The following is a 12,481-nucleotide window of genomic DNA, read 5'->3' on the forward strand; positions in this document are numbered from 1 at the left end:
CGCTTTCCGTGGACGAACTGGCAATCCTCTTAGCTTGTACCCCCGTCTTGCGGGGTCTTGCCAGCCCATTTTCCCACAGGAATCTCGCATATTCCCTTCCAAAATCAACATAATCGTTTAACAGAGCCTATTTTTTATTAAACATTTTCGTCATTACTTTATCTGCAGTTTTTGGAAATAAATGATAAAGCATATTTCCCCAATTCATCCAGTTTGGTATATTCAACTCTCTTTTTGGTTTTAACATTAAGTTCGTTACCTTATTTGCCACATCATCAGAAGAAAGCATATGTTTTTTGATATTTTTTACATAATCCCCTGACTTATCAGCAATTGTAAAAAAATTAGTGGCAATTGGTCCCGGATTAACGGCTGAAACATGAATATTTGTTTTTGCGAGTTCCATGCGCAAGCTGTTAGTGAAACCTAATACGGCATGTTTTGTAGCAGAATAGCCGCTTGACTTCGCTGTCGCCAGTTTCCCTGCGATTGATGCAATATTGATGATATGCCCACTATTTCGTTTTAACATCGAAGGCAACACTTCTTTTGTACACGCCATTACACCTAAAACATTTACTTGAAACATTTTTTCTAAATGGTCAAAGCTTGCTTCATGCAAATAATCAAACACTCCAAATCCAGCATTATTTAATAAAATATCAATAAAGCCTACTTCTTCATAAATTTTTTTAAAAACTGCTTTTATTTCTGCTGAATTACCAACATCAAGCTGAAAAAAAATCGCATTTACATTTGAATGTTGATTAATTTCTCTACATATTTGCTCTAGCTTATCAACAGAACGAGCCAAAAGAATCGGTCTTGCTCCTAAAGCCGCTACATTGTGAGCGATTTTTTCTCCAATGCCAGACGAAGCTCCAGTAATGACGATATTTTTATTTTTTAATATTTGCATGATACACCTCTTATTACTTTCTCTTATCATTGATTTATTTCTTGATTTGAATAGGCTGTTTTCTTATGGATTATTGCTTTTAAATTCGCAGCCTGAATACACTTCGCTTTCCGCGGGCGAGCGTCGAGCCTCCTCGTCGTATACGCTCCTGCGGGGTCTCGTCTTTCTCGCATTCCCACAGGAGTCTACGTGTATTCAGTCTGCTGAGTATTTCATTTCCAATATTTCATGTGAAAAACAACAAACTTTGAAAAAACAGCCTTTGAATAAAATCATTTTCACATATCTTCCATTGATTCACAATATTATGTTTTTGTTTTGCATTGAGCATTCCTCTCAGCTTTCCCGTCATCACAATACATTTTTTTTAAATTGTCTCTTGACAGACAAGCCTTTTTTCTTGCATAATCAAAGCAATTTCATAGATAAATAAATGATGACTAAGAATAGTAAATGAGATAGATACATTAAGAGAGTGAAGTTCTTGGCTGGAAAACTTCATCGTCCCTCATCTCATTGAACCTACCTTACGAGTTGATAGGCAAACCTACACGTATTCCGTCGTTATCCGGATAAAAGAATAGTATGTAATAAATTTTATATACTGAACTAAGGTGGTACCGCGAAATAAAACCTTTCGTCCTTTATTGGATGAAAGGTTTTTTTATGATAATAATGAATATATAAAGAAAAATAGTTGGAGGCAAATATATGACAAAACTCACTTTTATTGGCGCTGGTTCTATGTGCGAAGCAATAATTTCCGGAATAGTAAACAGTAAAATGATTAATGGGGAAGATATTTTTGTTACAAACAGAGCTAATCAAGAAAGATTGGAAACACTTCAAAATCAGTATGGCGTGAACTATTCCTATAATATGGAAACACTTTCAGCAAATGCTGATGCAATAATCCTTGCTATGAAACCAAAAGATGTAAAAGAAGCTATTACAGAAATAAAACCATTTTTAGCCGATAACACACTGCTTATTTCGGTTTTAGCAGGTGTCAGCATCAAAAGTATGGAATTATTAGCCGATAAAGCACTGCCAATTGCCCGAGCGATGCCTAATACATCTGCAACGGTTGGCAAATCTGCAACGGGAATTGCAATGAATGCGTACGTTAATGAAAACCAAAAACAATTTGTATTAAAAATATTTGAAACGATTGGATTATCAACAGTAGTCGAGGAATCTCAGCTAGATGCAGTTACGGGACTTTCTGGAAGCGGTCCTGCTTATATTTATTATATTGTTGAAGCGATGGAAAAAAGTGCAGTCGAAATTGGACTAGACCATCAAATAGCAAAGGAGCTAATTGTGCAAACTTTAAATGGAGCGGCAGAAATGATTGCTACCTCTTCTAAAACTCCTGCTGAACTTCGCAAAAATGTAACAAGCCCTGGAGGCACAACAGAAGCCGGCATTAAAGTGTTAGACTCTTTTAACGTGCAAAATGCTTTCATCCAATGTATTCAAGAAGCAGCAGCCAAATCAAAGCAGCTTGGAAATACACTAAGTGAAGAGTTGAAAATCACTAATTAAGAAAAAGAAAGTCAAAAAGGATACATTCCATTTTGACTTTCTTTTTTTAACAAAACCATGTTAATTAGACGGAATATACATTAAAATCTTCTGCTATATCCGTGTTAGGAAAAACTTCTTGTGCTTCTGTTAACAACTCGTGAATATCATTACTATCATATCTGGCACTTATATGGGTTAAAATAAGCTGTTTTACATTAGCCTCTTTCGCAATTTTTGCAGCTTGTACCGTTGTTGAATGAAAATATTCCTTTGCAAGCGCTGCCTCATCTCTTGCAAAAGTCGCTTCATGAACGAGCACAGATGCATCTTGTGCTAAAAGACTCGCCGATTGACAAACCCTTGTATCCCCTAAAACGGCCACAATCCGCCCCTTTATTGGAGAACCGACAAAATCCTGGCTTTTTATAAAAGTGCCGTCCTCCAGCGTGACGTCTTCCCCATTTTTGATTTTTTTAAATAACGGGCCTGGTGTCAAGCCAATTTTTCGCAGCTTATCAATGAGTAATTTTCCAGGACGGTCTTTTTCCGTGACACGATAGCCAAAGCAGGGAACACCGTGCTCTAATGCCATCGCTTCGACTTGAAAGGATTCGTCTTCAAAAATGATGCCTTCTTCTATTTCAACTACTTGCAATTCATATTTTAAATGCGTTTGACTAATAGTAAAACTTGTTTCAATATAAGTCTTAACCCCTTTTGGACCATATACGGTCACTGAAGTCTCTCCTCCTTGAAAAGATCTGCTTGCAAGCAATCCAGGCAATCCATACAAATGATCACCATGCAGATGAGTGATAAATATTTTTTCAATCCTTTTTGGTTTAATAGACGTATGTAAAATTTGGTGCTGTGTCGCTTCTCCAACATCAAACAACCAGATGCTTCCTCTTTCTTCTAAAAGTTTTAATGCGATACAGGTAACATTCCTTAATTTTGCTGGAAGCCCAGCACCCGTTCCTAAAAACTGCAATTCCACTGTTATACACTTCTTTCTATCTATTTTTGCAATGCCAATTATTAGATAAAATCTAATTCAAACGAAAGCTTTTTTTAGATAAATGCTGTTAATCTATAAAATACTAATTAAATATACATGTTCCAAAAAAAAGAAAATTAAAGCGGAGAATGCCTTAAGTATAAGGGAAAAAGAACAACTTACCAAATTATTTTTTCTTTTTTTCCTAGTAAGTTTCTCGAATTTATTGTATTATCTACAATAACGAATAATAAAGTAAACACACTGCTAAAGTTTTAAAAATTAATTTTTCTAAAATTTCAGTAAAAAATGTTTTATTAAAACATTTTGTTTGCTTAATTAGCAGGAAACAGATAAAATTTTATATCTGAACAGATACTTTTTCACAACATAGTAGAAAAAAGAAAGAATATTATGTTTTCATCTTCTTTAATACCTGTTATTCTTTTATAAAGTTTGTTTTAAAGTGTCTTAAAAAAATTCAAAGCTAATTTGAACTATTTATACATACTTAATGAAAAGAGGTCCATGAAAGTGAATCAAAATCAACAACCCAATGCACTATTAATGATTTTTGGAGCAACAGGAGATTTAGCAAACCGCAAGCTGTTCCCTTCCCTATACCGACTATATGAAAAAGGCAAATTATCACGCTTTGCTGTGGTCGGAGTTGGAAGAAGAACATTAACAAATGAACAATTTAAAAAGAATGTTGAAAAATCTGTAGCAGAATCTATTGCGAATACAAATCCAACTGAAGTTGAGACATTTGCTTCCTATTTCTGCTACCATTCACATGATGTAACAGATTCTAATTCTTATCTTACATTAAAAAATATCGCAAATGAGTTAGATGAGAAATATAGCTTAGACGGCAACAGAATATTCTATTTGGCAATGGCTCCAGAATTTTTCGGTCCAATTGCGATCCATTTAAAAGAAGATGGTCTTACAGATGTCACTGGTTTCAAACGTCTGATTATCGAAAAGCCATTTGGACATGATCTGGAATCTGCTAAAGAGCTAAATGAGCAAATAAGAACAGCATTTTCTGAAGATGAAGTGTATCGAATTGATCATTATTTAGGAAAAGCAATGGTGCAAAATATTGAAACCATTCGTTTTTCTAATGCCATTTTTGAAAACTTATGGAATAACCGTTATATAAGCAATATTCAAGTGACTTCTAGTGAAACTTTAGGGGTTGAAGAGCGTGGCAGATACTATGAAACAAGCGGCGCGTTACGAGACATGTTTCAAAACCATATGCTGCAAATGGTCGCATTGCTTGCAATGGAACCGCCGATTCGATTAACACCTGATGAAATTCGTTCTGAAAAGGTAAAAGTCTTCCGAGCTATGCGCTCAATCAAAGGAGATGAAATAAACGAATATTTTGTTCGTGGACAGTATGGTAAAGGAACAGTAAATGATAAAGAACTGCCTAGTTACCGTGAAGAACAAATGGTAAATCCGGAATCGAATACAGAAACATATGTTGCTGGTAAAGTGATGATCGATAATTTCCGTTGGGCTGGTGTGCCATTTTATATTCGTACAGGTAAAAGAATGGAATCAAAATCAACAAAAATTGTTGTGCAATTTAAAGATATTCCAATGAATTTATATGATCATCCTGAAAAAGAATTAACGCCAAATCTTTTAGTAATTCACATTCAGCCGGAAGAAGGTATTACTTTACATTTAAATGCTAAAAAAGCTGGACAAAATATGGAAGCTACACCGATTAAACTAAGCTATGCAAATACAGGTGTTGCAGGCATTAATACACCTGAAGCATATGAAAAGTTAATTGATGACAGTTTAAATGGTGATGCAACAAACTTTACACACTGGGATGAAGTGGCTCTTTCTTGGAGTTTTGTAGATGAAATTTCTAAAGTTTGGGAAAATACAGCTGCTGCTAATTTTCCAAACTATGCATCTGGATCAATGGGACCAAAAGAGGCAGATGAATTATTAGAACAAGATGGTTTCTTCTGGTGGCCAATAAATCAATTTGATGTGGATGTTTGCTAACAACAATAAAAACGTGGGATCTTTATGATTTCACGTTTTTTATTTACGCTCTTTTCGTATAGATTGTTGTTATTTACCCCGCAGCCTGAATACACTTCGCTTTCCACAGACGAATGCCGATCCTCCTCGTCGTTTTGCTAAGGTCACTGAAAAAGTGGATGCTATGAAATATAGATAGTAAAAATCCAAGCATTCAGAGGTTTTCGTTCGGTTTTCCGAGGCTTACCACACGCTTTCCGCGGGGCGAGCGCCGAGCCTCCTCGTCGCTTTGCTCCTGTGGGGTCTCGCCTTTCTCGCTAATCCCGCAGGAGTCGTGCGGACGCCTCTCCTAACCAACAAGATGGTCGTTTTCAAATTCCTTATACCATTTTCATCCACTAAATATAAGGGTTTTACATATAATTTATATAATAAAACACTTCTACAGTGGCCACGCTATGCTCCTATGAGGTCTCGTCTCTCTCGCTTTTCTAAGCAGGAGTCTACGTGTATTCAGGCTGCTCAGTGCTTCAGCCATGTTTATTATTTTATTCAAAAACAACACACTTTGAGAAAACAGCCTTTTTTATTGATTATTTACAGCTTGGAAGAAGTAATCAAACTTTTTTATCAGAATACTATTTTAATATAAAGGTGATGCGTTGTAGTTTTTGTTCCAATCGGAAACTAAATAATACATAATCAAAAGGAGTACATTATGAAAAATTATTTCACTTAGTAAACATTCACATTATACCGCAAATAAAAAACATCCATTTTATTAAAAAGTTTAATCATATTCGGTTTATGTTATTGAATAATAATCCCTATAATCACAAATAAATAATGTTTAATTACCACCCTGAACGTTCTTTAAGTGAAGCAATTTGTGCGATATGATGTTGGCCATGCCAAACATATCTTTGAGTTGCAACATCAAGACTCATTTCGCCGTGAGTGGGACTCGTAAATGTCCTCTTAAAATCATTCGGACTTAATGAACAAAGTAATACTACAAATCGACTGTGAAGTGATTCAAGCAGAACCAATGATGTTTCAACGGGTGTATTTCGATAGTCGCTCAGCTCTGCCCATAAATCTTCTCTATACGTACTTGAAGTAGGGTTATGTTCAGTCAATGCTTTTTTGAAACGAATAAATGCGTTTATATCGTTATCAGCCATATGGTGAATTACCTGTTGGATAGTCCAACCACCAGGACGATATGGTGTAAGTAGTTGTTCCCTTGTTAGGTTTTGAACGGTCTGCCGAAGGATTTTTGATATCTCTGAAATATCCTTAATCCATCTGTTACGTTGTTCTGGAGTAGGATTATGTATTGGCTCGAATTGCCCGATAGGAAAGCTTAAATGGTCCATCTACTCACCCTCTTTGCAGTTATTTTTACTTAATAAATTCGAAAGCATCGATTTATTTCTTTTTTTCATGTTTTTTATCTAGCATTACTGCGGAGCTAATCCAATAAGAAAAATTAAATCCATATATACGTAAATGTGTTTCCGTTGAACTTTTTCAAAAAGGAACGACTTTTATTATGCTTTCTTATAATGAAAAAAGTCATTCTTAGACTTCCCTTCGTATAAACAAACTTGTTTATACAAATTGAAGCTAAAGAATGACTTTTATTATATAATTATTTCATCCAATTTGTATGGAATACGCCTTCTTTGTCAATACGATTATACGTATGTGCACCAAAGTAGTCACGTTGTGCTTGCAGAAGGTTCGCTGGAAGTGTTTCTGTACGATAGCTGTCATAATAAGATAATGCAGCAGCAAAGCTTGGTACAGGAATACCGTTCATAACAGCGCCTGCAATTACTTCACGTAATGCAGCTTGATAATTTTCTGCAATTTCACTGAAGTAAGGGTCTAATAATAAGTTGTTTAAGCCTGCATCACGATCGTATGCATCTTTAATTTTTTGTAAGAATTGTGCACGGATAATACAACCGCCACGGAAAATCATCGCGATTTCTCCATAATTTAAATCCCAGTTATATTCTTCAGAAGCTGCTTTCATTTGTGCAAATCCTTGAGCATAAGAAATAATTTTGCTTAAATAAAGTGCTTTACGAACAGATTCGATAAATGCAGCTTTATCGCCAGTAAATGCTTGAACAGCAGGACCAGATAAAACTTTGCTTGCAGCTACACGCTCTTCTTTAATAGCAGAAATGAAACGAGCAAATACAGACTCAGTAATCATTGGAAGCGGTACACCTAAGTCTAATGCACTTTGGCTTGTCCATTTTCCAGTTCCTTTTTGACCAGCAGTATCTAAAATTAAGTCTACTAATGGTTTTCCTGTTTCTTCGTCTACTTTCGTAAAGATATCTGCTGTGATTTCGATTAGATAGCTGTCAAGCTCTCCTTTATTCCAATCAGCAAATACTTCATGAAGTTCTTGTGCATCTAATCCAAGCACGTTTTTCATGATAAAATATGCTTCACAAATTAACTGCATATCCCCGTACTCGATACCGTTATGAACCATTTTTACATAATGTCCAGCTCCATCTGGACCAATGTATGTTGTACATGCTTCATCGTTTACTTTTGCAGAAATATCTTTAAAAATTGGCGCAACAAGCTCGTACGCTTCTTTTTGTCCACCAGGCATAATAGATGGTCCTTTAAGTGCTCCTTCTTCTCCTCCAGATACACCAGTACCGATAAAGTGAATGCCTAATTCACTTAATTCTTTGTTTCGTCTTTGCGTATCAACAAAGAAAGTGTTACCGCCATCAATAACAATATCCCCTTTATCTAATAAAGGCTTTAATTGTTCGATCGTTGCATCCGTTGCTGGACCTGCTTTTACCATTAACATAATTTTGCGTGGAACTTCTAAAGATTGAACGAATTCTTCTAATGTATAAGTTCCAACGATGTTTTTGCCTTCTGTTTCTTGAAGCATTTCTTCTGTTTTTTCTTTTGAGCGGTTAAAAACAGATACAGTGTAGCCTCTGCTTTCAATGTTCATTGCAAGGTTTTTCCCCATTACTGCTAAACCAATAACGCCAAATTGCTGTTTTGTCATTTTTCTTACGTCCCTTCTAACTTTATGTATATAGTAGAATTCACTTTACTTTAGCAAGATTCTGTTATATATGCAACTATTCTAACTGAAGTTGCATCACTTTTGCTACTAGTTTTATAAAAAATTTTTTCTTCTGCTTGTTTAATTTAAAAAAATTTATTTCTTTCGCAAAAAATCTTTGTTAAAGCTCGTTTGCGTACCAATATGATCCGTTGTGTTTACATTTTGAATATCGCTTGCGTGTTCAATTACGGATGTCCCATATTTTTCTTTTAGTGCGGCAATTGTCAGCCAAAGAGGCTCTTTTTCCACCTCTTTTTCAAACGAAAATAAATCCAATTGCTTTACTACAATATTATTGTCGATTAACTCCGTTGCTGTAATTCCAAGCAAACGAACGGGATTCCCATTCCATGCCTTCAAGAATATTTCCTTGCTTTTGTTTAGGATGTCTTGTTCTGTTTTGATCGGGTTGTCTAACTTCATACTTTTCGAATAATTTTTTCGATTTCCATAACGAATCGTAATACTTAGCCCTTTAGTATGAACATGCTTTTTCTTCATTCTTGTCGCCACTTTATATGATAAAGCTTGTAAAACTTGAAAAAGTTCCTGTTGATTGGATACGTCTTTCGGCAAAGTTGTAGAATTGCCAATGCTTTTAAACTCATTTGCTGCGTTAGGATCTACTTCTCTATTGTCTTCACCATTCGCTCTCGCTTTTAATCGTGCTCCATTTACCCCTAAAACAGCTTTTAACTGCAAAGTGTCAGCATTAGCCAAATCTTTTATCGTGGAAACACCGAGGGATCTTAGTTTTTCTCCCGTCTTTTTTCCAACTCCATGCATTTCTTCCACCTCTAAAGGCCATAAAATGGTGGGAACATCTCTTTTTCTTATGATCGAAATACCCATCGGTTTTTTTAAATTCGAAGCCATTTTTGCTAAAAATTTATTCGGTGCAATTCCAATGCTGCACGGCAAATCCAACCGTTCCACCATACATTTTTGAATCGTTTCGGCTATGGCAATCGGACTGCCCAAATCATAACTGTTTGTAATATCCAGATACCCTTCATCAATGGAAACAGGTTCGACTACTGTTGTAAACTCCTGTAAAATCGAAAACATGCCAAGAGATGCTTTTCGATATCGATCAAAATGTGGCTTCCTAATAATTAAATTTGGACAAAGCTTTTTGGCTTCCCATATTGGCATTGTCGTTTTGACCCCATACTTTCTTGCTTCATAACTACAAGTAATAATAATCCCTTTTCGCTCCATTTCATTGCCAGCAATGGCTAAAGCTTTTCCTTTTAATGTAGGGTCAAATGCCATTTCAACAGCAGCGAAAAAACAGTTCATATCTACATGTAAAATAACTCGTCCCGCTTTAGGATAAAACTCTTTCATAATAGCCCACATCCTAATATAAATGAAGTAGCTTATGCAGGTTGATTTTTCATATAATCTTTAATTTCTTTTAAACCTGCCAAAGAATGAATAAATATAGCAGGATCAATTACCATCATTAAACGGTTTTCTAATTGAATTACCTCGGTGAAATAGCTTGTTTTTTGGTAGGCAGATATTGCTGTCTGTTTCATTGACTCTTCTGGTACTACTAGTATTTCTTTTGCATCGCATACTGATACAGCAAATGTTAACTCGTCTGTTTTAAGAACAATCAATCTGTTCCGTTCATTTTTAGTCATAGCTCGATTGTAAAATACTTGTTCCAAATCAATTATCGGCAGCAATTCATCTCTCACTTTTTTAATTCCAACAACATGAGAAGGGAGCGCAGGAACTGCCGTAATTCCTTCTTCTTTTTCAATTGAAATGACATAATCTATAGAAATAGCGTATTCTCCTTCTGCTACTTGAAAAACAACCACTTTATTAGTATCTTTCATTTTCCTATCAACCCCTAATTTTTCCCACAGCTAATTCCCTATTTTTTCTCTTGGCTCCTTAAAGCAATTAATTATATTATACTAATTTTTTTTACAGTTCTCTATTAAAAAGGGAATCTCTTTAGAAAATATTCTATTTACGATTAGGCTGTTTTCGTATAGATTGTTGCTTTTAAACTCGCAGCCTGAATACACTTCGCTTTCCGTGGGCGAGCGTCGAGCCTCCTCGTCGCATACGCTCCTGTGGGGTCTCGTCTTTCTCGCATTCCCACAGGAGTCTACGTGTATTCAGTCTGCTGAGTACTTCTTCTCCCATTTTTTTTACGTAGGCTCTGTTAAACTTGCCTGTTGATTTCCACTCCAGGCGTTCGCTTTCCGCGGGCGGTCCGGGAGCCTCCTCGGCGCTGTGCGCCTGTGGGGTCTCCCTCCGACTCACTTTTCCCGCAGGAGTCTCACGCCTTCCACTCCAATCAACATAGTGCCAAAACCAACAATGAGCTTTAACATAGCCTTTACGTAAAAAACAACAAACTTTGAGAAAACAGCCTACGATAAAAAAAGCACTCTCCCTAATGATTGGAATGAGTGCCTTCAAATAGATTAGATTTAATTGTCTGCCGCTACTTCTTCAATAATTGCTATTACCATTTCTGCTAATTTATTTAATTCTTCAATTGGCATTTTTTCATTTGTTGTATGTATCTCTTCATAACCTACTGCAAGGTTTACGGTTGGAATGCCTAATCCACAAATAACATTGGCATCACTTCCACCGCCGCTTTGCTGCAATTCACAGCTTCTTCCGATTTTTGCAGCAGCTTTGCGGGCCACTTCCACTACATGATCCCCTTCTCCAAACTTAAAGCCAGGATACATCACTTCCACTTCAACAATCGCTTCGCCGCCCATTTCTTTTGCTGTGCTTTCAAATGCATCTTTCATTTTTGCCACTTGATTTTGCATTTTTTCTTCTATTAAAGAACGAGCTTCAGCCAAAATTTCCACATGATCACAAACAATATTTGTTTGCTTGCCGCCTTCAAAACGACCAATATTTGCTGTTGTTTCACTGTCTATTCTTCCTAATGGCATTTTAGCAATCGCTTTTGCAGCAATAGTAATAGCAGAAACCCCTTTTTCAGGTGCAACACCAGCATGTGCTGTTTTTCCTAATATAGTTGCTTTTACTTTTGCTTGTGTTGGAGCTGCCACAATAATATTGCCGACTTTTCCATCACTATCGAGTGCATAACCATATTTTGCTGTTAAAAGAGAAGGGTCTAATGCTTTCGCTCCAACTAACCCTGATTCTTCCCCAACAGTAATAACGTATTGAATCGTACCATGTGGGATATTATTTTCTTTTAAGACCTTAATCGTTTCCAATATAACTGCTAAACCAGCTTTATCATCCGCTCCTAAAATGGTCGTACCATCTGTTACAACATATCCATCTTGAATAGAGGGCTTCACCCCTACCCCAGGCACTACCGTATCCATATGAGACGTAAAATAAATAGGATCAGCACTCTCCACATTACCTTTTAATGTACAAATTAAATTGCCTGCCCCATGTCCGGTAACAGAGGTTGTATCGTCTTCAATAACTTCTAATCCTAACTCAGAAAATTTGCTTTTTAATAAAGCAGCTATTTCTTTTTCAAACTTTGTTTCAGAATCAATTTTCACTAGTTCTAAAAATTCGTTTAACAAACGTTCTTGATTAATCATTTATCATTCCTCCAAGTTAGACTCTCTATTTTAGTATAACGGTAGCAAGATTTAACAGCAAATGAAACCATTCACCTTTTCACAATCATTCGCATTTTTGAAAAAAATAATTCAATCTACTATTTTAGTTGTGACAATGCCTATTTCTTAGTAAAATGAAAGTAATAGTTAAGAAGTTAATGATGGAGGATAAAATGCGTAACCGTAATTTTAGAAAATTAGTTGTTTACTTAATGATTTTTATTATGCTAGTTTCGACCTTTTTAATGGGTTTAGAATTATTATTTTCTTAAAATAATAGTAAA

10 protein-coding genes and 1 other annotated feature are annotated in these 12,481 nt (G+C 35.8%); of the genes, 3 read left to right on the forward strand and 7 right to left on the reverse strand.

What is annotated here, in order from left to right; translation table 11 throughout:
* Nucleotides 1-127 precede the first annotated feature (127 nt).
* Nucleotides 128-919, reverse strand: a complete 792-nt coding sequence (locus tag ACTXGU_RS03260; RefSeq protein ID WP_443480064.1) for an SDR family NAD(P)-dependent oxidoreductase — start codon at nt 917-919, stop codon at nt 128-130.
* 427 nt (nt 920-1,346) lie between these two features.
* Nucleotides 1,347-1,567, forward strand: a binding site (T-box leader).
* A gap of 63 nt (nt 1,568-1,630) precedes the next feature.
* On the opposite strand from ACTXGU_RS03260, the gene proC reads away from it, so the two are divergent.
* Nucleotides 1,631-2,467 (forward strand): pyrroline-5-carboxylate reductase, encoded by an 837-nt coding sequence (proC, locus tag ACTXGU_RS03265; RefSeq protein ID WP_443480065.1) that lies wholly within the window; start codon nt 1,631-1,633, stop codon nt 2,465-2,467.
* Between the two features lie 64 nt (nt 2,468-2,531).
* Here proC and rnz read toward each other — a convergent pair whose 3' ends face one another.
* On the reverse strand, nt 2,532-3,446 hold the full coding sequence (gene rnz, locus ACTXGU_RS03270) for a ribonuclease Z (protein WP_443480066.1): 915 nt from the start codon (nt 3,444-3,446) through the stop codon (nt 2,532-2,534).
* 528 nt (nt 3,447-3,974) lie between these two features.
* Here rnz and zwf point away from each other — a divergent pair.
* Nucleotides 3,975-5,486, forward strand: coding sequence for a glucose-6-phosphate dehydrogenase (zwf, locus tag ACTXGU_RS03275; protein WP_443480067.1), 1,512 nt, complete (start codon nt 3,975-3,977; stop codon nt 5,484-5,486).
* Between the two features lie 833 nt (nt 5,487-6,319).
* On the opposite strand, the gene ACTXGU_RS03280 is transcribed toward zwf, so the two are convergent.
* The 5 genes from ACTXGU_RS03280 to ACTXGU_RS03300 form a co-directional block, all read right to left on the reverse strand.
* Nucleotides 6,320-6,844 (reverse strand): YfiT family bacillithiol transferase, encoded by a 525-nt coding sequence (locus ACTXGU_RS03280; RefSeq protein ID WP_443480068.1) that lies wholly within the window; start codon nt 6,842-6,844, stop codon nt 6,320-6,322.
* 275 nt (nt 6,845-7,119) lie between these two features.
* The gene (gene gndA, locus ACTXGU_RS03285) at nt 7,120-8,529 is read right to left on the reverse strand and encodes an NADP-dependent phosphogluconate dehydrogenase (protein WP_443480069.1); all 1,410 of its coding nucleotides are present in this window, start codon (nt 8,527-8,529) and stop codon (nt 7,120-7,122) included.
* Between the two features lie 156 nt (nt 8,530-8,685).
* Entirely contained in the window at nt 8,686-9,942 is a 1,257-nt protein-coding gene (locus ACTXGU_RS03290; RefSeq protein ID WP_443480070.1) for a DNA polymerase IV, read from the reverse strand.
* Between the two features lie 32 nt (nt 9,943-9,974).
* The gene (locus tag ACTXGU_RS03295) at nt 9,975-10,445 is read right to left on the reverse strand and encodes a chemotaxis protein CheW (protein ID WP_443480071.1); all 471 of its coding nucleotides are present in this window, start codon (nt 10,443-10,445) and stop codon (nt 9,975-9,977) included.
* 606 nt (nt 10,446-11,051) lie between these two features.
* Nucleotides 11,052-12,176, reverse strand: a complete 1,125-nt coding sequence (locus ACTXGU_RS03300) for a M20/M25/M40 family metallo-hydrolase (protein WP_443480072.1) — start codon at nt 12,174-12,176, stop codon at nt 11,052-11,054.
* Nucleotides 12,177-12,370: 194 nt separating this feature from the next.
* Here ACTXGU_RS03300 and prli42 point away from each other — a divergent pair, with 194 nt between their 5' ends.
* The gene (gene prli42, locus ACTXGU_RS03305) at nt 12,371-12,469 is read left to right on the forward strand and encodes a stressosome-associated protein Prli42 (RefSeq protein ID WP_443480073.1); all 99 of its coding nucleotides are present in this window, start codon (nt 12,371-12,373) and stop codon (nt 12,467-12,469) included.
* The last annotated feature ends 12 nt before the right edge of the window (nt 12,470-12,481 follow it).

The sequence above is a fragment of the Niallia sp. 01092 genome (assembly GCF_052318935.1).
Taxonomy (GTDB): Bacteria; Bacillota; Bacilli; order Bacillales; family Cytobacillaceae; genus Niallia.

Bases quoted from the DNA above. Each gene is read 5' to 3' on its own strand.
- ACTXGU_RS03260 (WP_443480064.1), bottom strand. From the start codon at position 919: ATGCAAATATTAAAAAATAAAAATATCGTCATTACTGGAGCTTCGTCT.
- proC (WP_443480065.1), top strand. From the start codon at position 1,631: ATGACAAAACTCACTTTTATTGGCGCTGGTTCTATGTGCGAAGCAATA.
- zwf (WP_443480067.1), top strand. From the start codon at position 3,975: ATGAAAGTGAATCAAAATCAACAACCCAATGCACTATTAATGATTTTT.
- ACTXGU_RS03280 (WP_443480068.1), bottom strand. From the start codon at position 6,844: ATGGACCATTTAAGCTTTCCTATCGGGCAATTCGAGCCAATACATAAT.
- gndA (WP_443480069.1), bottom strand. From the start codon at position 8,529: ATGACAAAACAGCAATTTGGCGTTATTGGTTTAGCAGTAATGGGGAAA.
- ACTXGU_RS03290 (WP_443480070.1), bottom strand. From the start codon at position 9,942: ATGAAAGAGTTTTATCCTAAAGCGGGACGAGTTATTTTACATGTAGAT.
- ACTXGU_RS03295 (WP_443480071.1), bottom strand. From the start codon at position 10,445: ATGAAAGATACTAATAAAGTGGTTGTTTTTCAAGTAGCAGAAGGAGAA.
- ACTXGU_RS03300 (WP_443480072.1), bottom strand. From the start codon at position 12,176: ATGATTAATCAAGAACGTTTGTTAAACGAATTTTTAGAACTAGTGAAA.
- prli42 (WP_443480073.1), top strand. From the start codon at position 12,371: ATGCGTAACCGTAATTTTAGAAAATTAGTTGTTTACTTAATGATTTTT.